Annotated in this window: 15 protein-coding genes; 7 read left to right on the forward strand and 8 right to left on the reverse strand. The window is 41.6% G+C overall.

What is annotated here, in order from left to right; all coding sequences use genetic code 11:
- Positions 1 to 17: 17 nt before the first annotated feature.
- Together JMN32_RS08450 and JMN32_RS08455 are read right to left on the reverse strand one after the other, a co-directional pair.
- Positions 18 to 3,110, reverse strand: coding sequence for a SusC/RagA family TonB-linked outer membrane protein (locus JMN32_RS08450; protein ID WP_202855871.1), 3,093 nt, complete (start codon positions 3,108 to 3,110; stop codon positions 18 to 20).
- 586 nt (positions 3,111 to 3,696) lie between these two features.
- Complete coding sequence (locus JMN32_RS08455) at positions 3,697 to 7,827, reverse strand: two-component regulator propeller domain-containing protein (protein WP_202855872.1); 4,131 nt, start codon at positions 7,825 to 7,827, stop codon at positions 3,697 to 3,699.
- A 144-nt stretch (positions 7,828 to 7,971) separates the two neighbouring features.
- Here JMN32_RS08455 and JMN32_RS08460 point away from each other — a divergent pair, with 144 nt between their 5' ends.
- The 3 genes from JMN32_RS08460 to JMN32_RS08470 all read left to right on the forward strand — a co-directional run bounded on the left by JMN32_RS08460 (position 7,972) and on the right by JMN32_RS08470 (position 12,410).
- A complete protein-coding gene (locus tag JMN32_RS08460) occupies positions 7,972 to 10,266 on the forward strand; it encodes a glycoside hydrolase family 3 N-terminal domain-containing protein (protein WP_238354384.1) in 2,295 nt (764 codons plus the stop codon).
- Positions 10,266 to 11,270, forward strand: coding sequence for an SMP-30/gluconolactonase/LRE family protein (locus JMN32_RS08465; RefSeq protein ID WP_238354385.1), 1,005 nt, complete (start codon positions 10,266 to 10,268; stop codon positions 11,268 to 11,270). The genes JMN32_RS08460 and JMN32_RS08465 overlap by 1 nt, the downstream gene beginning before the upstream one ends.
- A 234-nt stretch (positions 11,271 to 11,504) precedes the next feature.
- Positions 11,505 to 12,410: an SPL family radical SAM protein gene (locus JMN32_RS08470; protein ID WP_202855873.1), complete on the forward strand. Its 906-nt coding sequence runs from the start codon at positions 11,505 to 11,507 to the stop codon at positions 12,408 to 12,410.
- 24 nt (positions 12,411 to 12,434) lie between these two features.
- Here the strand turns inward: JMN32_RS08470 and JMN32_RS08475 are convergent, their stop codons facing one another.
- The gene (locus JMN32_RS08475; protein WP_202855874.1) at positions 12,435 to 14,753 is read right to left on the reverse strand and encodes a type IA DNA topoisomerase; all 2,319 of its coding nucleotides are present in this window, start codon (positions 14,751 to 14,753) and stop codon (positions 12,435 to 12,437) included.
- Positions 14,754 to 15,139: 386 nt separating this feature from the next.
- Between JMN32_RS08475 and JMN32_RS08480 the strand changes: the two genes are divergently transcribed.
- Together JMN32_RS08480 and JMN32_RS08485 are read left to right on the forward strand one after the other, a co-directional pair.
- The gene (locus JMN32_RS08480; protein WP_202855875.1) at positions 15,140 to 15,304 is read left to right on the forward strand and encodes a hypothetical protein; all 165 of its coding nucleotides are present in this window, start codon (positions 15,140 to 15,142) and stop codon (positions 15,302 to 15,304) included.
- A 7-nt stretch (positions 15,305 to 15,311) separates the two neighbouring features.
- Positions 15,312 to 18,395, forward strand: a complete 3,084-nt coding sequence (locus JMN32_RS08485; RefSeq protein ID WP_202855876.1) for an eCIS core domain-containing protein — start codon at positions 15,312 to 15,314, stop codon at positions 18,393 to 18,395.
- 288 nt (positions 18,396 to 18,683) lie between these two features.
- Here JMN32_RS08485 and JMN32_RS08490 read toward each other — a convergent pair whose 3' ends face one another.
- The 5 genes from JMN32_RS08490 to JMN32_RS08510 all read right to left on the reverse strand — a co-directional run bounded on the left by JMN32_RS08490 (position 18,684) and on the right by JMN32_RS08510 (position 21,730).
- Positions 18,684 to 19,907: an energy transducer TonB gene (locus JMN32_RS08490; protein WP_202855877.1), complete on the reverse strand. Its 1,224-nt coding sequence runs from the start codon at positions 19,905 to 19,907 to the stop codon at positions 18,684 to 18,686.
- Between the two features lie 457 nt (positions 19,908 to 20,364).
- Positions 20,365 to 20,604, reverse strand: a complete 240-nt coding sequence (locus tag JMN32_RS08495; protein WP_202855878.1) for a pinensin family lanthipeptide — start codon at positions 20,602 to 20,604, stop codon at positions 20,365 to 20,367.
- Between the two features lie 138 nt (positions 20,605 to 20,742).
- Complete coding sequence (locus JMN32_RS08500) at positions 20,743 to 21,180, reverse strand: hypothetical protein (protein ID WP_202855879.1); 438 nt, start codon at positions 21,178 to 21,180, stop codon at positions 20,743 to 20,745.
- Between the two features lie 8 nt (positions 21,181 to 21,188).
- A complete protein-coding gene (locus tag JMN32_RS08505) occupies positions 21,189 to 21,410 on the reverse strand; it encodes a helix-turn-helix domain-containing protein (protein WP_202855880.1) in 222 nt (73 codons plus the stop codon).
- 95 nt (positions 21,411 to 21,505) lie between these two features.
- The gene (locus tag JMN32_RS08510; protein ID WP_202855881.1) at positions 21,506 to 21,730 is read right to left on the reverse strand and encodes a helix-turn-helix domain-containing protein; all 225 of its coding nucleotides are present in this window, start codon (positions 21,728 to 21,730) and stop codon (positions 21,506 to 21,508) included.
- A 123-nt stretch (positions 21,731 to 21,853) separates the two neighbouring features.
- Here JMN32_RS08510 and JMN32_RS08515 point away from each other — a divergent pair, with 123 nt between their 5' ends.
- Both JMN32_RS08515 and JMN32_RS08520 read left to right on the forward strand, forming a co-directional pair.
- Positions 21,854 to 22,123: a hypothetical protein gene (locus JMN32_RS08515; protein WP_202855882.1), complete on the forward strand. Its 270-nt coding sequence runs from the start codon at positions 21,854 to 21,856 to the stop codon at positions 22,121 to 22,123.
- Between the two features lie 51 nt (positions 22,124 to 22,174).
- Positions 22,175 to 22,321 (forward strand): hypothetical protein, encoded by a 147-nt coding sequence (locus tag JMN32_RS08520; protein ID WP_202855883.1) that lies wholly within the window; start codon positions 22,175 to 22,177, stop codon positions 22,319 to 22,321.
- Positions 22,322 to 22,327: the final 6 nt, after the last annotated feature.

Here is a 22,327-nt window from a genome sequence, read left to right on the forward strand (position 1 = left end):
TCTCCATCGTTTTGTAATTAGAAGCTAAGTGATAAACCAGTCATGAACTTTTTAGGAATGGGGTATACCCCTCGGTCTATACCCTGGCTGTTGTCGTCATTACTACCAGCTTCAGGGTCAAGGCCCGGGTATTTAGTGAAGGTGAAGTAATCCTCAAGAGATACATAAACTCTGACAGAATTGAATTTCAACCTGTTGATCAGGTTTTCCGGTAAAGTATAGCCCAATTGCAATTGCTTGATACGCGCGTATGAACCATTGAACACCATTAGGTCACTATTGTAGACATATGGATTGTCGGTATCCGCAGCAAACCAATCATTGGTGCTTCCTTCACCAGTCCAGCGGTCTTTGTAAAAGAATTCCGGCTTATTCACAGTACCTCTGTCAGTTCTGTTAAAGCCCATTAATATATCGTTGCCTTTAGAACCTTGTAAGAACACCGTCAAGTCAAACCCTTTGTAACCTACATTGACACGACCTCCATATAAAAAGTCAGGGTGAGGGTCACCGATATAAGTTTGATCTTCAGGGGTAATACGCCCATCGTTGTTTATATCCATGACTACAGGATCTCCCGGGACCGGGCTATATTCTGTAATACCATTTTGGCTGATGTAGTTATCAATTTGCTCCTGATTCTGGAAAATTCCATCCGTTTTATAACCTCTGAAATACCAGATAGGCAGGCCCTCTTCAAAATACGATGCCGTCCATCCAGTACCAACACCAGCACCCTGGATCTTATCCGGCACCAATGGATTCAGATAGACCACCTCATTATCTACTGTGGTCATATTAGCAGATATCTCATAGTAGAAGTCACCTGCAGACTTGGAGTAAGCCACCTCAAACTCAAAACCTTTGTTTCTAACATCTCCACCATTCACAGTCGCTCCATCGTTACCGATGTAGTGAGGAGGTGTACTAGCTGTTAGTAAGCCTTTGGTAGTTTTATTATAATAATCTACAGTAACCCTCAACTGGTCATCAAGTAACCCGAAATCCAGGCCCAGGTCAATCTGCTCGCTGGTTTCCCAAACCAGATCAGGGTTTGGAAGGAAGTCAGGCTCTGCCCCTACATAGAAACCTCCGGTACCTGTAGGGTAGCGTATACCTTGTGTAGTGATGATAGAGGCATACTGTCCTGGAGTAAGTGATCTGAGATTACCGTTTTCACCCCAGCTGGCTCTTACTTTCAGGAAGTTGATAAAAGCTTCGGGAAAGAAATCCTCAGCAGATACTACCCAGCCAGCGGATACCGAAGGAAAAAGATCCCACCGGTTGCCATCAGGAAGCAGAGAAGATCCATCGTACCTGAAAGTAGCATTGAGCAAATATTTGTCTGAGAAAGTATAGGAAACCCGTCCGAAGTATGATAAAAGGCTCTTGTCTTCTCTGGTGCTTCCTATACGATCACTTTCATCAGGGATATAGTCGTAGTATGCGAATTTGTCGTCTTCGTCAAACATGGGTCCACCTGAACCATTCAGTTTATTGTAAACTGTGTTAATAGCAGATGTTCCTAACAAAATAGAGAAATCATGCTCAGCGATGCTGTTGGTATAAGTAGCAAAGTTTTCCCACTGAGTGGTAAACCACTTTTCATTGTTGTCTCTTACCGTTGGCGTGTTGTTTTTTCTTTCGTTAGAGAAATAATAAGAAGGGAACCATTCATGATTAAGTTGAAAAGCTGCATCTATACCAAAACGTGAAGTGAATTTGATATGCTTGATGGGCGTCAGCTCTGCGTAGATATTTCCTACTATCTTATCCTGAACTATTTCTCCTCTGGTATTTTGGATCATTGCCAACGGATTACCTATCTCTCCTTGCACATACCTTGATATGCCGTAGTAGTTTCCGTCATCATCTTTTGTAAGTGTTTCTCCAGCGTCAAGCGCAGCCTGTGCATGTGCAGGTAGTCCGTCGGTATAAATTACCGGGGTAGTTGGGTCCATTAGAATGGCATTACCCACTACTGAGCCAAATTCATCATCTTCAGCAATGGTGCTTCTTTTAAAGTGTGAGTACGACAATCTGTTCCCTACCTTCAGCCAGTCCTTTACCTGATGGTCAGAATTTAAACGTGCTGTATACCGGTCGAACTGAGCTTTGTCACCACCGGCAACACCGTCCTGGGTGTAGAAGCTTCCGCCCACCAGATAGGTAGAGTTTTCAGAGCCTCCGCTAAGATTCAGGCTATGCTTTTGGAGAGGAGCACTTTCAAAGAGTTCATCCAGCCAGTCTGTACCTTTTACACCCTGAAAGTCGGCAGGGTCAGGCAAGGTGCCTGAGGCTCCAGCTTCATTGAGGTACTCAGCATACTGCTGAGCATTCATCATTTCCATACGATCCCCCACGGTCTGGATGCCGTACTGAAAATTATAGTTGATCTGAGGTTTTCCCGCTTTACCCGTTTTGGTAGAGATCAGCACCACGCCGTTGGCACCTTCAGCACCATAGATAGCTGCTGAGGCTGCATCTTTCAGCACCTCAATCGAGGCAATTTCGCTCGGATCAAGATACTCTATTCCGCCGGTTCTGATACCATCTACAATATAAAGGGGGCCGGAGTCTCCATTAGAGCCTGTACCTCTGATACGCACTTTAAGGCCACTACCCGGAGAACCGGAATTGGCCAGCACGTTAACACCGGCGGTTCGCCCCTGAAGGGCTTGCTCCACCCTTAGAGTTGAGGTGTTGGTAATTTGTTCTGCTTCAATGCTGGATATGGCTCCCGTTAACAAACTTTTTTGTTGTTCGCCATAACCAATCACAACCACCTCTGACAGCGCAGTTACGTCGGTGGTCAGACTAACATCCACTACAGAGCGGTTTTGGATATTTATTTCTTCGGTAGCATAACCAATAAATGAAAATATTAAGGTTGTATTTTCTTCAGGCACCTGGAGACTGTAGTTTCCGTCAATGTCGGTAGTTGTACCTGTTGATGTACCCTTTACAATAATACTTACGCCGGGTAAGGCGGTGTTGGTTTCTGTATCCAGAACTTTTCCGGATACCTGTCTATCCTGTCCGTAGAGAACAATTGGTGCCCAGAGGCATGCCAAAAGGATAATCACTTTAAGGGGGTTAAGGTTCTTCATAAGCGATGTATTGTTTTAAGTTTAGGTCAATATCATCGACTGAAGGCGATTCTTGCGGGGATAAACCTTTCTTTTAGGATGGGTATTTATTGCAAACGTTTCCTGAAGTGCTGTATAACAGCATTTTACGGATCGAACAGGATATTTTATTTTTTAAACTTTACCTTTAGATCATAATTAGGCAGGCAAGCAAGCGCACTTGTAATAACGGCTTTAGTAACCTTCGGAAGTTTGGGTGGTTAGATTCAGTAAGCCTGGTCTAGGGCGGGTCTTACAGATCTATCCTTAGTCTACCGAAAGGGTGACTAAGGATGCAAAATGATAACGAGTGTCTGTGACACGGTTTATTTGTAGTACATTCAATGCATTCTAATTCTATTGTAGAATGCCAAACTAATTTCTTATTTTATACCTATATGACATGGGCGACAATTTAGAAAAAGTATCAGAACTATGAAGTTTGGCCTTCTATTTACCGTGTCGCAGACACTCTTTCCCCATTATTTATTCGTAGTCCCTGCGGTAGACTACGAATAGTGTCGTCGTGGAGAACGAATAGCCCCATATTAGTTAAGTTCCTTTAGCCTCACACATTTCCTTGCTGGGCAAACTCAGAAGGGTTGACTCCATATTGCTTCTTAAAGCACTGCCTGAAATAGGATAGATCATTGAAGCCTACCTGATAGGTGACCTCGGCTATAGTCAGGTTTTGTTGCTTCAAAAGCTGAGCAGCTCTTTTGAGTCGAATGGTACGGATGAATTCATTGGCAGACTGCCCAATAAGCCCCTTAAGCTTTCGGTAAAGCTGGATTTTACTCATCCCTAAATGTAAGCAGAGGTCTTCTACCTGAAGTTCGGAATTATCCATATTGTCTTCAACAAACCCCACGGCTTTTTTGATAAAACTCTCATCTGCTGTGGAGATGACCACATGCTTAGGTTCCAGATTGATGGTTTTATTATTAAGCACCTGATCTTTGAACATCTTACGGCTTTTGAGGATATTCTTAATGCGCAGGGCTAGTAGCTTGGGGTTGAAGGGCTTGGTTACATAATAATTAGCTCCCAACTCAAACCCCTGCTCAACACTTTCGTTGGAGGCTTTGGCTGTAAGCAGTATCACTGGAATGTGGCTTGTTTTTTCGTCACTTTTCAGTTTTTCGCAGAGCTTGTAGCCATCCATTTCAGGCATCATAATATCAGAGATAACAATATCAGGAATCTGCTCCAAAGCCAAAGCAAGAGCCTCTTTCCCATTGTTACATTCCAGTATGCGGTATTCACTTTCAAGATAGCTACTTATGAAAGACAGCATATCAGCATTATCTTCAGCGATAAGTATCAGCGGCAGGTCATTTTCCACTTTAAGGTTTTCGGCTGATACACCTGGCTCCTGATTTTTATCTATCAACAGTTCATCATGCTCATAGTTGTCTGTATTTGCCTGATGTATGATGCGATCCTCAGAGATCTCCGAAGGTTCCAAATGTTTATTGCCCAAAGGAAGTTGCACCTTAAATGTGGTGCCTCTGCCTTCTACACTGCTCACTTCTATTTTACCTTTGTGCAACTCCACCAGCTCCCTCGTGAGAGCCAGGCCTATGCCAGTACCTTTTAGGTTTACATGATGTTGTGCCCTGTAAAACCTGTTGAAGATATAAGAAACCTGGTCTTGTGGTATACCAATACCTGAGTCGGCTATGATGATCTCCACATTATTACCCTTTTCCTGTACCGTCAGGCATACTTCTCCAAATTCCGGTGTATACTTGATGGCATTAGAAAGCAGGTTGGTGAATACTTTTTCCAGTTTATCCTGCTCAAAGTATGTGTATATCGGCTCTTTGGGCAGATTGGTTTTGTAGGTAATAAATTGCTTATCAGCATAGGAGGCAAATGAAAAAGCTATCGGTTTTAGGAATTTAACCAGATCCTGCTCACTGGCTTTCAGTTTTACACTGCCCGATTCCAGTTTCGAAAGGTCAAGAATTTGATTGATCAGCCTGAGTAACCGTTCCGCATTGCGGATCATCATCCGCATTTGTTTTTTGTATTCGTTTTTGGTTTCATCCAGGTATAGCGATTTCAACGGACTGAGGATCAAGGTTAGCGGTGTGCGGAATTCGTGAGAAATATTGGCAAAAAACCTTGATTTCAGCTGATCTAGCTCCTGCATTTTGGTGAGTTCCAGATGCTCTAGCTGCAACTGTGCCTGCAAACGTTCCTTATAGATAATCGTATGACGTGCCCAGAGCAAGATGGCCAGTATAACCAAAGCATATGCCGCATAAGCCCAATAGGTACTATACCAAGGCTTGCTGATGTCAATAATAATAGCAGCTTCCTGATCACTCCAAATACCATCGTTGTTAGAGCCTCTTACCCTGAAAGTATAAGTTCCCGGAGGCACATTGGTATAATACGCTTCCTTTCGGGTGCCAGCTTTTTGCCAGTCCTCATCATAGTTTTCCAGCTTGTAGGCATACTCATTTTTGGCAGACTGAGAAAAGTTTAATGCCGCAAACTCAAAACTGAAATCATTCTGATCATAGTCGAGCTGTATTTTTTTGGTGTTGACGATATTCTGTGTTAGCAGCGAGTTAGGAGCCGTTTTAACCACCTCATCAGAAAGCAGGAATTTAGTAATGTAGACGGGTGGAGCGTTAGGGTTTTTCTTTACATGGTTGGGGTTAAACATATTGAAACCTTTAATTCCGCCGAAAATCAGGTGGCCCTCACTCGTTTTCAGACAAGCTGACTTATAAAATTCTGAGGACTGTAAACCGTCGGATTCATTGTAGACCTTGATGTTCCCATTCTCTTTGGAGTAGCTGGCCAAACCATTGTTAGTACTAATCCAGATGTTTTTATGATCGTCTTCAAGAATACCATAAATCACATTATTCTGCAGTCTCTGGTTACCCTCTATAGGTAAGAACACATCAGAGGTCCGGTTGTAATGATATATACCTCCCCCTTCTGTACCTACCCAAAGTACATTATCTGAATCTTCGAACAGATAGGTTATCGTGTTATTGTGCAGGCCGGAATTATTCGCATTGCCATGACAATAAAAGCGTTTTCCCATTATGTTCATCTCATGATCCACCTCGATGCGGTTAAGCCCGGCCCCTTCGGTACCTATCCACATATTTCCTTCATAGTCTTCCAGTATAGACCTTACCTTATTTCCGCTTAGTCCTGGGGTGGTATCTTCATTAATGTGATAGAACTGTTGCTCTTCAGGGTCATAGATGTCCAACCCATCGCGAAAAGCCGCAATCCAGATCCTTCCCTTGCTGTCTTCAAACAGTTTATAAATATCATTTCCCGATATGGAGTTGTCATTATTAGGTTTGTGAATAAGGTGCTTAAATGCACCTTCACCTTTCGGTAGTATAGAAATACCACTTTCCCAGGTACCTACCCATAAGTTGTTTTTCTTGTCAATGATTATACTCACTACTGCATCATTAGACAAACTGGTGCTATCACCTGATATTTGCTGATACCTATAAAACTTACCGGTTTTTCGATCAAAGTAATTCAAACCTCCCCCATCGGTTCCTACCCACAAATTGCCCAGGTTATCCTCAGCAAAAGAGCTGATCACATTGTGGCTCAGCGTGTATGCAGAAATACCACTCTGGTAAAGGCCATCAAATTTTTGCTCATAAGGGTCCATTTTATATAACCCCTGATTATAAGTACCTATCCAGACGGTACCATGTCGCCCTGTGCTTAGTGACCAGATAGAATTACTGTTAACTCCATAATTGTTTTCAGGGGTATGAAAGAAATGCTGCGCCTTGCCATTAGCCTGATCTACCATAAACAATCCTTCATTTTCTGTCCCTACCCAAATGCGGGCTTGCTGATCCTCACAAATGGTCAGTACCCTAACTTTAGCCAGTGCTTTGCCCAGCGGATGGTTAGTTAGTATATCTTTAAATATGTAGCGGCCATCATTATACACCAGGCGTTTAAGTCCCTGGTGCGTACCCACTAACAATGCTCCCTTGGAAGTCTTATAAATGTACCTGACCACATTGCTGACCAAAGATTCTGACTCCCCGCCCTTAAAGGCAATAAAGCTTTTCTTGTTTTGATCAAACAGGTTGATGCCTCCACCATAGGTGCCCACCCAGATATTACCATTCAGATCCTGATTAATTGATGTTATGTTGTTTGAAGAGATGCTAAAAGGATCAGCTTCGTTAGACATGAACCTGGTAAAAGTCCGCTTTTCCTGATTCAAAAGATTCAAGCCTCCTTTTTCAGTACCCACCCATAGGTTTCCATTAAAATCTTCAAAGACCGCTGTAATAAAATCGTCACTTAACGAGTACGGATTATCTTTAACATTTCGATAAACGTAAAAGCGATCCTCTTCATAATTATAGTAATTTAACCCCCCTCCATAAGTACCGATCCAGATATTGCCCAGTTTATCTTCAGCAAGGCACTGAACCGTGCTGTTACTGATCAGTGTGGTGTCGCCATTGATGTGCTCATAGGTCAGGTAATCCAGACCATCATACCGATTCAGTCCATGACGGGTGCCTATCCAGAGAAACCCTTTACTGTCTTGCAAAAGCGCAGTAATGGAGTGTTGCGACAACCCTTTGGATACGGGGTAAAACCTGGAGTCGTTTTCCTGTCCACTGCTGAAAAAGAAAAAAAGCAGGAGTATAATGGTCAGTATACTTTTAAACATAAATATGAATTACCATATTAATAGATGTAATGTCAATTGCTTGAAACAATTACCACCTTCAATTGATGTATTTACCAAGGTTAATATAGCCCCTAATTTTCAAGTTTTACAGTCCCATATATCGTTTAACAATTAATAATGCATATGAATTTCAGAAACAGTTTTAGAAGGGTCATGCAGCATGGACTTCTGGTTATTGCAACTCTGGGGTGCGGTATCGTCCATGCCCAGAAAACCAGTGAAAGGGAGATAGACAAAAAAGTAGATGATTTGCTTTCTAAAATGTCTATTGAAGAAAAAGTAGGGCAGATGACTCAAGTGACTCTCGACGTCATAATGGAAGACAACTCCCTGGTGGATATCAACAATAAAAAATTAAAAGAAGCTATTATCAATAAAAATGTGGGCTCTATCCTCAATGTAAAAGGGCATGCATACTCCATGGAGACATGGCATAAAATACAAAAACGCATTCAGGAAGTGGCTACTAAAGAAACTCCCAATAACATTCCTATACTTTATGGGATTGATGCCATCCATGGTGCAAATTATATTGAGGGATCTACGCTATTTCCTCACAACATAGGTATGGCTGCAAGCCGTAATCCTGAACTGGTGAAACAAGCCTCAAAAATTACCGCTATTGAAACCCGTGCCAGTGGTATACGCTGGAACTTCGACCCTGTATTGGGCTTAGGCCGACAGCCCCTTTGGTCAAGGTTTGAAGAAACTTTTGGTGAAGATGTACACTTGGTAACAGAAATGGGCACTGCCGCCATTAAGGGCTATGAGGAAGATGGCCTGGAAGGCCCCACAGCCGTTGCCTCGTGTATGAAACACTATCTGGGCTACTCCCTTCCTGCCAGTGGAAAAGACCGTACTCCTGCATACATACCAGAATATACACTTCGTGAATATCTGTTACCTCCTTTCAAAAGTGCTGTTGAGGCAGGAACTTCAACAGTAATGATCAACTCAGGAGAGATTAATGGTGTACCCGTACATGCCAGCAAATATCTTTTAACAGACCTGTTACGTGGAGAGCTGGGCTTTGAAGGTGTCGCTGTTTCTGACTGGGAGGATGTTATCCGCCTACACACCAGACATAGAGTTGCCGATACTCCCAAAGAGGCAGTAAGACTTGCTGTAGAAGCCGGACTGGATATGAGCATGGTACCCTATGACTATTCTTTTTATAATCTGTTATTAGAACTTGTTAAAGAAGGGGCTATTTCTGAGAATCGCATTGACGAGTCTGTTCGCAGAATAATCAAGTTGAAGTACAAATTAGGACTTTTCGACAACCCCTACCCTGAAAAAGCGGCCCTGGCAAAAGTGGATGAAAAAAAATCTAAAGCAGTTGCTCTGAATGCTGCGAGAGAGACACTTACGCTTTTGAAAAATGAAAAATCAGTACTGCCCTTGTCAAAAGATACTAAAGTACTGTTAGCTGGTCCTGCAGCCAACAACCTCACCTCTTTACACAGCTCATGGTCATATGTATGGCAGGGTAAAGATGATAGCCAGTATCCAAAATCAACTGCAACCATCAAAGAGGCTCTGGAAGACAAATTAGGTAAAGCCAACGTTATGAGTTCAGCTCAAAGAGACTATGACAACGCCGCTAATTTTGATGCTAGTCAGCTGAAAAAAGATGCTGCCAAAGCAGATTATATTGTACTTTGCCTGGGTGAAGATGCTTATGCCGAAACTCCTGGAAATATTGATGACCTTGCACTGGATAGCAGGCAACTTGCCTTGGCGGAAGCAGCCATAGAAACTGGTAAACCAGTGATCCTGGTGCTGGTAGAGGGACGCCCCAGGGTTATCTCCTCTATAGAAAAAGGTATCCCTGGCATATTATTGGCCTACAGACCTTCTACTATGGGGGCTCAGGCCATTGCTGAAGTATTGACTGGCGATTATAACCCCAACGGGACACTTCCTTACTCTTACCCTAAACATACCGGTGACCTGGTCAAATATGACCACAAGTACACTGAGGGTGTTAGAGAAGATGAGCCCAACACTTACTCTGATGGCGCTTATCGACCGCAATGGACATTTGGTTATGGCCTGAGCTATACCACTTTCCAGTTCAGTAACTTAAAAAGTGACAAAGCAGCTTTTAGCGCTGGTGAAAAACTGAGCCTAACCGTAACGGTAAAAAACTCTGGAGAAAAAGCCGGTAAAGTAGCGGTTGAACTTTACTCTAAAGACCTGTACGCTTCGATAACTCCAAACTTTAAACGACTTCGAAAATTTAAAAAGATAGAACTTGCTGCCGGAGCTTCGAAACAAGTCTCTTTCACGATCTCTCCTGAAGATCTAGCTTTCATCAACGCGCAAGGCAAGAGTGTTACCGAACCTGGCGTATTCAACTTCGTAGTTCAAGATCAGGAAGTGAGTGTAGTGTATAAAGAAAGCCAACAGAATTAATGAAAAAAATTGTAATTGGAACAGTCGTGGCACTCTTTGCATTCATAGGTTGCAAAAAGCAAAAAGAGACGATAAAGGAACCGGCTATGGCCGTTGAGCAGGTAAATGATACTGTTAAAAATCCAGTCGTTCTTTATATAGATACCATTGCTGCCCTGGGCGAAGGTGCTATATGGAACCAGAAATCAGCAGTCTACCATTGGCTTGATATTGAGAAAGGTGAAGTATTTACGTTTGACCCACAGCTGGATCAAATAAAGATCATTGATGTGGGGCAAAGGGTCGGTACCATAGTTCCTTCATCCAAGGATGATATTGTACTGGTTGCCTTGCAAAACGGAATATATAAACTCAATCTGGAAACAGAGGAATTGCAACTGATGGAAAAAGCGCCCTTTGACCCTGAAGTAATCAGGTTCAATGATGGTAAGTGTGATCCTGCCGGCAGGTTCTGGGTTGGATCCATGGCACTCAGCGAAGAGTCAAATGCGGCTGCGCTGTATAGTTTCGATGGGGACAGTTCCATTATACAAAAACTGGATAGCATTACCATTTCCAATGGCATTTGCTGGTCTGCTGATAAGAAGACCATGTACTACATAGATACACCTACGCAAGCGGTTAAAGCATTTGACTACAATAATGAGACAGGGGCAATTGAAAACGGAAGAATCATCATTAAGATTGAAGAAGAAAATGCCTTCCCTGACGGCATGACAATTGACAGCGAAGGTAAACTCTGGATAGCCCTTTGGGGCGGTTCTAGTGTAGTTCGTTATGATCCTGACAATGGACAGCTATTGACCAGGATACCAGTTCCTGCTAAAAATGTAACCTCGTGTGCTTTTGGCGGATCTAACCTTGACACTTTGTTGATCACCACTGCCAGCATTGGCATGAATGATAAGGAAAAATCGAAATATTCAAAGGCAGGTGCAGTTTTTGCGACTGTACCAGGCGTTAAAGGTGTAGGGGCTAATTTTTTTGAGATTAAGAAAGATTAAGTTCTACGTTTACCGGTAGTCGATAACGGGTATAACAACCAGTTATCGATTACTTTTTCCCATTCCTCCAATTCTCAAGATAGCTCGATGAAGTAATCCCCACTAACAAAAATAACCCAAAAGCTCGCTAACCTAAAGTTTTCAGTATCCCAAACATTACTCGCTAAGCCGGTAGGTAATATGAGAGATGGTAATAAAGTACTTATATTTACTTCAGATCGAAATTAAGGTCTTATGCCAAAGGAGATAGAGGTCAAGTCGGTTCTGAACAAAACCAAAAAAAGGGACAGTTGGTTTCTTGACGACTATACCGTAAACCTATATAGCAGTTGTTCCTTCAACTGTCTTTACTGCTATATCCGTGGTAGCAAGTACGGCTCCAACCTCGAGCAAGGTCTGACTATAAAAACCAATGCCATTGAAGTTTTAGACCGGCAACTGTCCAATCGAGCAAAAAAGGGACAATATGGCTATGTTGTCCTTTCATCTGCTACTGACCCATACCTTCAGGTGGAAAAGAAATTTGAACTCACCCGTCAGGCCTTAAAAGTAATAGCCAAGCACCGGTTCCCGGTTCATATCATTACTAAATCAGACTTGGTAGAGCGTGACTTTGACCTGCTTCATGAAATAGACAAAAGCGCTTTGCTTCCCCATGATTTGCAGTTGTCTCCAGGTCGAGGAGTCCTCTTATCATTTTCCTTTTCAACGCTGGACGCCCATGTTGCCAGTATATTTGAAAAAGGAGCTACCAAGCCTGCCAAACGACTAGAAGCACTCGAAAAAGCAATTCAAGAGGGTTTTCATGCAGGCGTGAGCCTAATGCCTCTGCTGCCATTCATTTCAGATACTACAGAAAATCTCAAGCTATTTTTCTCAACCTTTAAAGCTCTGAATGTAGGCTATGTCCTGCCAGCTACACTCACTTTGTTTGGCGATGGACCTGCTGATAGCAAAACTTTAGTAATGGAAGCCATAAGGGAGCATTTCCCTGACTTAGAGAAAAGATATAAGCGCTTCTTTCAAAATAGCTACCAGATGCCGCCCTATTATCAAAAGGCATTTGCTAAAAAGATGAAAGAGCTCTGCCACGAATACGGAATACCCGGAGGCATTACCGGTCAGGGTAAACCTTATTGAAGGGGCTTACGCCATTATCGCAACTTATGATGAGATGATTTGCAGTACCAACTCCTTGGTGAGTGGACGCCCATTGGCTTTTGATTTTATATCCGCAAAGGTGAACCTAAAATCACACCCTGCCTTCCATTCGCTACAGCCATATGCTGTTTTCCCTTTTATCAGTCTACCCTTGCCACATTTAGGACATGTCGGCATGTCATTTTTGGTAGACTTCGGAGCTTTTGGCTTTGATTTGTTTTCAAATTCTAACTCGCCAGTATCACTAAGCTTTATTATTCCCTCTACTTTTTCTCCGTCAAGCACAAAGCCTTTAAGTTTGGTAGTGGCTTTTTTATCCACTAAGCGCTGCACTTGTTTGTCGGTAAGCTTTTTACCCATAAATTCGAAAGGTACCCGCATTTTACATCCGGCCTTCCACTCACTACAACCATAGCTGGATTTGCCTTTAAGCATATTGCCAGAGCCGCATTTTGGACACTTCATCTCCGAAGGCGCTTTCTTTTTTCGTTCCTTTTTATTGCTTTCACCTTTAGGGGGCGGTGCAATTACGGGTTTACCCGTTTCCTCACGTACTTCAGTGACCAGATCATCCACCATTTTCTTCATATTGGCTATGAAGTGCCCTGCTCCAAACTCTCCATGCTCTATTTCCTTCAGCTTCTTTTCCCAGTACCCTGTTAGCTCTGCTGACTTAAGCAACTTATTCCGAATAGTGTTAATGAGCTGTATGCCCATTTCAGTAGGTATTACCTGCTTCTTTCTTCGTTGGGTATATTTTCTTTTAAAAAGCGTTTCTATGATACTGGCCCTGGTAGAAGGCCTGCCTATACCATTCGCTTTCATCAGGTCGCGCAGCTCCTCGTCATCCACTTGCTTTCCCGCGGTCTCCATTGCCCTAAGCAGCGATGCCTCCGTATAGTTTTTAGGAGGCTTGGTCATTTTCTCTACAAAAGAAGGTTCATGCGGCCCCTGCTCTCCTTTTTCGAACGATGGCAAGATTCCCTCATCATCGTCATTATTATTTTCGTCATCGCCATCGGAGCTGTTTTTCTTATTCTCCTTAGGGAATAGTACGCGCCAACCTTCTTCCAGGATCTCCTTACCTCTGGCTATGAATTTGACACCTTCTACCTCAGCATTCACCTCCGTTTTAGCGACCTTACAGTCAGGGTAAAATACTGCTATAAAACGTCGGGTAATAATATCATAAACCTTTTGCTCATCAGGGCTAAGTGGTTTCTGCTCCCCGGTAGGGATGATCGCATGGTGATCAGTCACCTTATTGTCATTAAACACCTTTGTTGATTTCCTGATCTTTTTACCTGCTATAGGTTCAGTGTAATTAGAGTAATCAGACAGTCCTTTAAGTATACCTGGTATTTTTGGGTACATATCATTGGGCAGGAATGTAGTATCAACCCTTGGATATGTTACCACCTTTTTTTCGTAAAGGCCTTGTATCAATTTCAGGGTTACCTCTGCCGTAAAACCAAACTTATTGTTACAGTAAACCTGCAAACTAGTCAGGTCAAACAACTTGGGAGCATACTCTTTCCCTTCCTTTTTCTCAACTCCGGTGATTACCAGGTCTTTCCCTGTTACTTTGTTAAGAAGTTCTTCCCCCTCTTCTTTTGAGAAAAATTTACCCGTAGTATTGTTAAACTTGGTGTCTCTGTAAACAGTCTGAAGTTCCCAATAAGGCTGAGGTACAAAGTTCTCTATTTCATAATGCCGGTTAACCAACATGGCCAGGGTTGGAGTTTGCACCCTGCCTATGGATAATACCTGTTTATAGCCACCATATTTCAATGTATAGAGCCGAGTGGCGTTCATACCCAGCAACCAGTCTCCTATTGCGCGTGAACTCCCTGCATAAAAGAGGTTGTCAAACTCCTGAGCCGGTTTGAGTTTGTCAAACCCTGCCTTGATGGACTCAGTAGTTAGTGATGAGATCCAGAGACGCTGAACCTCACCATCATATTTTGCTTCCTTGATTACCCAACGCTGTATCAATTCCCCTTCCTGGCCGGCGTCACCACAGTTGATAACTAGATCAGCTTTTTGCAACAGGCTTTTAATTACATTAAATTGCTTTTTTACTCCGCCATCGTTCATCAATTTGGTTTCAAAACGCTCCGGAAGCATGGGAAGCGTATTCAAATCCCACCGTTTCCAGTGGGGCTGGTAGTCTTCGGGACTATACAGGGTGCAAAAGTGACCAAATGTCCACGTAACCTGATAACCATTGCCTTCAAAGTATCCTTCTTTGCGAGCATTTGCCCCAATTACCTGAGCTATTTCCCTGGCTACACTTGGTTTCTCTGCAATACAGACTTTCATGGATGTTTTTTCATTGATCTAAGCTTCACATGGACTAACAAAAGGTTCACTGTCAATGACTAGTTAGCATATGAACCGGCGAAAATACAAAATCTATTTTATAGCTAAAGGATTTATGAAGTTACAGTTGGAGTTGCGTCCGGCATTTGCATAAAGAACATTTGACAACCTCTCCAGTACGAGCTTCCAGAATTCCAATCAAAAGTATTGTTTCAAATTACCTGAAAATAGTCTCTGTATAGTACTGTAAGATTATCATCACACCTTGCTACAATATTGAGTCCCAAAAAACAGGGTTTCAAAAAAGTAAAACTGCAAACAAACTCAGCCAAACGGGTTTGCCCAATAATCTTAAATCAGGAATTGAAAATCTTTCGTGCTACTCTATGGACGATGTTAAAGTGCATTACAACTCTGATAAACCTGCCCAGATGAAAGCTCATGTCTACGCTCATGGTACAGGTATAGATGTAGCACCATACTTTGTTGACACTCTGATTTTTGTCCATTCATTTTGCTGTGCTATATTTAAAACTCAAAACCTCAAATAGTTGTGCTATGAATGATAATTTACTAAACAATGCCAATTCACCTATTGGCCGCTTACCTGATGATAAAAGTAGTCTTGACAACGATTTGGGGTCCAAAAGCAGTCTAAAAAAGTCAGAGTTGTCCAGCCCTTTACAGCGAAGGGTGAATAACACTGGTTTGCCAGATAATTTAAAATCTGGTGTAGAAAACCTTTCCGGGTACGCCATGGACGACGTTAAGGTTCACTATAACTCTGTCAAGCCTGCACAAATGAAGGCACATGCGTACGCGCAAGGCACTGATATACATGTAGCATCTGGGCAGGAGCAGCATTTGGCGCATGAGGCCTGGCATGTGGTGCAGCAAAAGCAAGGACGCGTTAAGCCTACACTGCAGATGAAAGGAAAAATAGGCGTAAATGATGAGCAGAGTTTGGAGCATGAGGCCGATATCATGGGGGCCAAAGCATTAACGGCCGGCAGCAACGCCTCTAACCCGCCTAATGCCAATAATGGTAATTCACCGAATACCTTACAACAGAAAGCCATAGCATCAAATGGAGGTGTGATACAAGGGAAAATGCAAGCTAATAATTTTCGGGAATTGGTTGCTGAACAGATGGCGCTACAAGATGCGGTTATGGAGGATCCGGAAAATTTTAAGCAACAATACACGACTGTGGGTTTTGAACATGAGTTTGGTGCCATGACTTCAGGGCCACTCAGAGGAGTTTCTCACTTAGAAATTGCCAAATCTCAGGAAAGGTTACCCTATACAGGCATTCCATTCATTTTAGAAACCGATGCCCAAAATGCCATAGAATTCATAAGTCCTCCATATCTGATTGAAACACTTCCGGGCATCCCCGTTCCAGACCCTTTAGAAGTGAAAAAGGTAGATGATATGATACAGGATACTTTGGATAACCATATCGTTAACAAACCTAACCTCAACGTACTTATCAATAAACTAGCAGATAACCCCGGGCTGCATTTCAATACTGGAAATATTGACAATGATGACTCTGGCAAAGTAGTAATAGGCAGAGAAAATATGAGCCCGAATACCAATCAGAACATTGGCGGACAGCCAATAGTTGGGGGTCAGTTTTGGAGCAACAATAATAACAATACACTTACACGAGACCAGTTACATGACATCGAAATAGCTCCTTTTGGGAACATAGATGAATCCATTAAAAGCTCCTCGACGCATGTGAATTTTGCCACGGATGCTTACATCAATGATTTAATGGAGGAAACCTATGAAGATGAAGGGGATGATTATACACAATACTACATTAGGTTAGAGAATAGCTTCAGAACCATATTATACAACAAAATATTAGCGAAGAAGATAAAGGCAAAACAAAAGGAACAGGCTGATGCTGTCGCTAAAGTTGGGGTAGTAAGGAATAAGGCCAGGGCCATGGTTCGTGAGGTTAATAGCAAACTGAACCAGGTTGCCAGGCTGAGAGGAGATGAAAACCCGTTTTCCAGCAACCGGTGGATCGACTCCAGAAGAAGAACTTTTGGTACCGTAGCCGATAGAACCTTGAACAAATTTGATAATCTCTATGAAGAAGTATCAAGCCCGACGGCAAGGGGTTTCAGAGTACGCTCTGCGGCAATGTTATTGAATGATTGGGTAGCAGAACTACACCAAAAGATCGTGCAAACCGGGGAGGATATTGGATATAAAAATGGGAACGAAGGCTGGTTACCTGAGCAGGTAAAAGGGCTATATGGAGAGTGTGTTGGCTCAGTCAAAGAGGCTAAAGTGGCACTGGACAACTTCCCTGCCCTTGGGGAAGATGACAATAACACTCAAAATATGAAAATATTTCTCAATACCTTAGCAAGAACATTGAGCGGCCAGTTAGGTATCACATCTCAAAAGCGACTGGTAGACGCACAAAAAGCTCGGTTTAAGAACTCAAACCGTCCCATGAATGAGGATGAGCTAGGCGTTGATCAAATGCTCTCCAGCAGGGTAAAAGATGTACATCAGGTTTGGATCAAAGATTCTATTATGAATATTGGCCTCGGACTTTTGTCACATACACAATGGGAGCAGGTAAGGGTAGGTCTAAATGATGGCCTTGATAATGTGGATCTACCTAATCTTACCATTAAAAACCATCGGGTTGAATTACCTGAAGCTGCATTTGCCGAATCGGTACGTAAGGCCGTGGCACAGGTGGTAAAACTGATCAAAAAAAATCAGTTGAACAAAGCTGGAAATAAAATGAGTACCTATATGGGACTTGGAAGCAAGTCAAAGCCCAACTCTTTGGCTCCCACCAAGCGCCCCTCACTGTTCGAACACGACCCCAAACATATAGGAGCAAGACAAGATACCTATATACCCTCGCAGTATGTACAAATGCCCGATTTATGGGAAGACAAGCGCATGCATGTTGTAGAATCCCGAAAGCATACCGTAGAACGCCTGAGCCTATTGGAAGAATTAAGCAAAAACGGCGTTATCAAAAAGGATTACTTCGAATCAAACGGTGGGTTTGACTATGGACAATATGTAAAGGAAAATCTCAATGAAGGTGATATAGACCTTGGTAATGGCTACGTACTGACGGCGGCACAATCTGATGCCTTAACAAGAGATTTTTTGGGTAATGTCAATACCACCCCTGATGGAGATTGCCTTTTTAATTCATTAATTACAGTTGGAGCCTTTGATGGCAACGTGCAAGAATTTAGAGATCATATTGCGGATGCCGTATCCAACGGGGGTGTAGATGTCACCCCTTTTGGACTTGATCAGGATGCTACTGAACTTGATATTCGTACACCTGGGTCTTATAATAACCTGGCAGGTGACGCAACGCCTTCCATCATTGCTAATGTACTGGATATCAATATTATAATATATAATGAAGATGGTCAAACCACAACGGTTGCTCCTGAAGGAGGCGGGCAAAGTGAGTTCAACTTAATTCGCTTCTTATCCCCAGGAGCGCATTATCATGCCACCGAAGATATACAAGAGTTTATGCATATTCAAAGCTTGGCGCAAGGTGAACCACTTCCTCTCCCTGACGAAAGCAACTTTGAAAATATCACGTTTAGCGAAAGCGACTGGGATATATAACCCAGTTGCATACCTCTGCTTATAGAGTGGGCTTTGCAGTTCGGTATTATCTAATCCTTGCTTGAATTGAATAAGATGCCGCAGGCAGAGGTGTAAATTGCAAGAGCTTACTGGTTTCTTTAAAGTATAGCTGATGACCCTCCCTTCAATACCATTAAGTTGAGGTTTTGGTTTATCTTATACGTCACCCTAACCCTTCTATTGAAGGAAACGGACTTATTAAGTCGTCTTACTTAACATCTCCCTGGCCCTTTAAAGGTAGATTAATAGGCAGTACCGATAGGGTTTCTAATTCTCCCCTGATGAGGTTGGTGCTTTTATGGTTACAGGAAAGATAACTTTCGACTTTACTGCTATTCCTCTCATTTTTGCTGGTGAGAAGCTAAAATCCAACTCATGCAATCTGGCACTGACAAACTTGTCGATATCTTTCTCAATACCTTTAACTATATTCTTTTCAAGTACTGAGCCATCTTTTCCTATGATATACTCAACATATATTCTCCCTTCTGTATCCTTAAATTTTCCATCTTGTTGTATTTTATCATCAATAAACTGATTGATTGAATCCATACTAATTAATAGTTCAGGCGGATCCTCAGTTATGATATAAACAACATCAGACGATAGCAACTCATTCCTTTCTTCTTCTGTGAGTTCAGGTTCGTTAATTATTGGTTCATCACCCATCCAATTCGGCCATATACGATTATTTTTAATTCTTTCATATTCATGTTGCAGCTTTGGGGTAAGCTTCATAATCAGGTCATTAAATGGCTTCATTAGCTCTGAATATCTCTTAGTACCAAGTTGCTCCAACACAAATGGATCTTTTAATGATTTGGTCGTGTATAAAAATCGGCTCCAAGTCTTGTTTATCTTTTGGGTTATCAAGTCCCATTTCTTGCTAGAGCGATCTACCTTAAACCTAGAATAGAGCTTAAAAAGCAACTTATAGTCTTCTATAGCTTTGTTTCTTTTCTCTATAAATAATTCTTCAATATCATCCTGGGGTGAATAATAAATACTTCGGTCTTTGTTATTTACAACATCAATGGGAGTACCATAATAATCATTGATGACTTTATAAGTTAGCTTAATTACATAGTTGATTTTCGGATCAAGCCCACTCAAAAAGTATTTGAAATTTAAACAACAATCACAAAGATAAACCTCAATCTCGTGAGATATGGTGCCATCATCTTCCGTATATTCTCTAAAATTGGGGCCATAAACCAATTCAATAGTATCCCCCAAAACCCGAATATCAATATTTTCTGCATCCCCACAATTCCCATAAAACCCCACAAACATTTCAAGTTTGTCTCCATCAACTTTCTTATCAAATATGGTAATACCAACTGCATGACTTGAAGCACGTGATTCATTGAATTTGTAGTCTGCATCAAAGCCACTTAAACATTCATATTTTTCAAACTTATCCAGCTTAATCTGGCCAAATGAGTGAGCTGCCAAAGCAATAGATAAAATGAATATCAGGATTTTCGCCATGTTACAAAGATAGTATTTATAAAGTAGTCATATCAGGTGTTTACTTATAGAACTATTGGGTATACATTGACTTTGGAAAGTAATAATATACTTCTCCCTTGAGCGAGATGCCGCAGGCAGAGGTGTAAATTGCAGGGCTTTTACCAGATGGTTTTCTAAAAGTATCACTAAAAAACATCCCCCTACCCCTTCAAAGGGGGATTAGTTGGGTAGTATTGATGAAATAGTCTACTTCAAAATCAGTTTATCATCAAAATCCATTCCCAGCAGAGTCTCTCGTAGATCTCGTAGAGGACTCTGCGCCTTATTTTAAGGCAAAACCTCACTGAACAAAAGCGTACCTTTCTTATCTATCCTTTTTAAATCGATTGATTTAAAAAGCTCCATCCGGCCCTCCCAGTCTTAAGCCTGCACGTTAGCTCAAAACCAGGTCAGGGCCGGACTCACTTTTATTAGATTAGCATGGCCCTCCATTACACGTACCGCCGGGGTCGGAGTAGTTGCAGCAATCTCCGGTCTCATTCGAAGCGCAATCATCGCAAGTATTACAAGAATAATTATCACACATAGACTGGATACAACTTCGAAAAGTATCATTTACTGGAACTCCACCTTTGTTGGCCATAGCAGATTTGTTAATTTCTGTTAAAAAACTCTTGACCTTAAGGTCCTCAAGGGTTAGTTTTTTCTTTTTCATTTTTGAGTAGGTTTTAGGTTTATGAAAACTTGAATAATGATTGATGTTACTAATAAATAGATGAAATATAAATAAAGAAATGTTGAGATTAGGTTTATTCAGGCATTATAGCGTCAGCTTGCGAATGTTCTTAAATTTTTATTTCCTGCTTAATTGCAATAATGTTCTAATAGCATAGATCATTACCATTGACGCATTGCGGGTTTCAATAACGAACTTATGCTCGCGCCCCTCTAAAGTTGTTAAGGTTATCATGGTTTTCTGCTGGTCTTCATAACCTTTAAAGTCTCCCCAAGTCCATTTTTCTACGTCATTGATATTAATGGCACTTTTTACATTGTCTGTTTTACCAATGACTCTCCTAGTCGTGACAAATGTCCAGTCCGTATGTGTTGAAATGCTAGAAGCAACCGGCAGTTCATCCCCCTGAAGTCCTAATTCCATTTTTATTGGGCCAATATCCTCGGGCCTTTCTGTTTCGTAAAACCGGGTAATATTCCATTCAAATGGCTTCTTCGAGCGCCTCTTAATTGCCGCAATTGTTGTTTTTCTGAGTGTTGTATCTGACTTACTCATTTAAGTTCTTATTCAGACTTCCCCAACTCTAAATGACCACAAACAAATTCCAGCAACTCAGCAGGGTCTATTTCAATTGCTAAAGCTATCAGGTAAAGTTCATCTGCTTTTATATTGGACTGAGGGTTGTTTGCAAGCTGATAAAGTCTGGTGGTTCTAATACCAGTCTTTCTTGAAACTGATGCTCTGTTAATAGATCTTTTTGTAAGATATTCTCCAAGCCTTGTCATATCATGTAACTTTTGGTCACATAAATATGAGATAATAATTTCTTTTAAGACATCTCATTCTTGGATGAATGTAGTCACCAAGGGACTCGCTAATACTATTCCTCAGGCTTCTCCAACTCGAGATGTCCACAAACAAATTCCAACAACTCACATGGGTTTGCTTCTATGGCCAAAGCGATCAAGTAAAGTTCATTAGCTCTTAAAAGCGTGGATTCGTTATTAGACAATTCATTCAGTCTCGTTTTACTAATTCCTGTTTTTCTCGAAACCGCAGCCCTATTGATTGATCGCTTCGCGAAATATTCTCCTAGTCGTGTCATAATTCCATATATCAGACCATAAATTTAGATTTTTGGAACTTTTATTCTTATAACCCAATCTATTCATTTGAATTTAGTCCAATAATCAGTATTATTGTTCCGATTATCTAAATAATCATTCTCATGATCACTTACAATCAGGATAAAAAAGAATTAAAAGTCATCGTACCCCTCGAGAGTATTACTGAACTCCACAGTTATCAAAGAGGCTTGCTTGGAGTTCTCGCAGAAATTCAGATTAAAGAATGTAGCGAAACTTTGAAAGGTAATATCAAAAGTGTTTATAAGCTACTCAAACACTTCCTGCTCGACACCGGTTTTTTAAACCAGCATGAGTTCTTCACTAATGAATGTAAAGCATTAATGATCAATGGAAAATCAAGGAAATTATAATAAACCGTCTCACCAAAGCCCCAAAATACCACAGCGTAATCAAATATTCTTATGGACAGAAAGTACTCACAAGAGGAAATAGACCAGCTTCTTTCATTACAGCGTAGAAGCCTGAAAGCTCCATCATTTATTTTATCCATTCCCGTCCACTTTCTGAAGGATGGGTTTGAATCTCCTCTTTTAATTTCCGTGAAGTAAAATTTT

This window comes from Fulvivirga marina (genome assembly GCF_016775155.1).
GTDB lineage: Bacteria > Bacteroidota > Bacteroidia > Cytophagales > Cyclobacteriaceae > Fulvivirga > Fulvivirga marina.